At 55.1% G+C, this 1,369-nt stretch carries 1 protein-coding gene; it reads left to right on the forward strand.

Features of this window, described 5'->3' with window-relative positions; translation table 11 throughout:
* The first annotated feature begins 90 nt into the window (after positions 1 to 90).
* Positions 91 to 1,104 (forward strand): IS110 family transposase, encoded by a 1,014-nt coding sequence (locus tag BY454_RS16670; RefSeq protein ID WP_104417672.1) that lies wholly within the window; start codon positions 91 to 93, stop codon positions 1,102 to 1,104.
* Positions 1,105 to 1,369: the final 265 nt, after the last annotated feature.

Consider the following 1,369-nt stretch of genomic DNA (forward strand, 5'->3'; position numbering starts at 1 on the left):
GGATGATGGGATGAACACCTCTTGTTGAGATCGGCGTCAAGGCGCCACTATTGGATTAGGTGCAATAGCAAACAACAAGAGGTGTTCAAGATGAAAGTTACCCTAATCGGCATTGATTTGGCAAAGTCCGTTTTTCAAGTTTGTGGCGTCAATCAGGTTGGCAACTCCGTTTTTAACCGCCAGGTTCGCCGAAACAAGCTGTTGGAAACGTTGCTGCAATTTCCGGATGTGGAGGTGGCGATGGAGGCTTGCAGCGGTTCCAACTACTGGGGCCGGGAGCTCGGAAAACACGGATTCAAGGTGCTTCTGATTCCGCCCCAGCACGTCAAGCCGTTCGTGAAGGGCAATAAGAACGATCGTAACGATGCTTTCGCGATTACCGAAGCGGCCCGTCGGCCACGCATGCAATTTGTGGAACCGCGAACACTGGAGCAAACGGATATTCTGGTGCTGCATAAGGTGATTGACCGCAAGGTGCAGGCACGCACGGCCTTGACCAACCAGATCCGAGGCCTTTTGAACGAATACGGTGTTGTCGTCAGTCCCGGTAAGGAACGCCTGCTTAAAGCGCTACCAGAGCTGCTGGAAGATGCGGAAAACGGCCTGACACCGGCTGTTAGAGAGGTGTTGCAAAGCCTGTTGTATGAATGGCGTGAGGCTAACCGACAGATTCGCGCTCATGAAACAAAACTCAAAAGCGCCGCCAAACAGCTGGAACCGGTGCGACGACTAATGGCTGTCAAAGGCGTTGCCGAGAAAACGGCAACGGCCATGGTTGGCTTCGCCGGTGAGGGTAAAGCGTTTAAGAGTGGAAGACACTTTGCTGCCAATCTGGGCCTGGTACCCAGCGAGCACTCCAGTGGCGGCAGGCAAAAGCTGGGTGGCATCACCCGTCGAGGAAACAATTATCTGCGCCGGTTGCTGGTTCAGGGCGCATGGTCGGTCATCCGCTACGCGGATCGTTCAACAGACCGACTGTCACGCTGGGCCAAAAACGTCCTGGAGCGTCGCGGCAAACACAAGGCTGTGGTCGCTGTCGCGAACAAACTGGCGCGCATACTTTGGGCCATGCTGTACCACCAGACCGAATACCGGCCCGGCTAAGATCAGCAGGCTGAAAGGAGCCCCCCCAAGCAAACGCGGTGAGCAATGAGTTAACGGGTTAAACCGGCCCTTGTGAAGGCTGGCAAGCACACGGAGCCCCAACTCCGTAGGGACGATAAGCGGCAAGGGCGCGGTTTTCATTGAGGCCAGAGCCACCGACGAAGTGGCTCAACGCAAAGGCCGGATATACGTGCGCAGTTTTACCTGATTAACTTTTTACTCCACCGAGCGCTTCGGGGCTTGCACAACAAGAGGTCTACATATA

Source organism: Marinobacter persicus, assembly GCF_002934325.1.
Lineage (GTDB): Bacteria > Pseudomonadota > Gammaproteobacteria > Pseudomonadales > Oleiphilaceae > Marinobacter > Marinobacter persicus_A.

Coding starts and splice junctions, on each gene's coding strand:
- BY454_RS16670 (WP_104417672.1), top strand. CDS start 91: ATGAAAGTTACCCTAATCGGCATTGATTTGGCAAAGTCCGTTTTTCAA.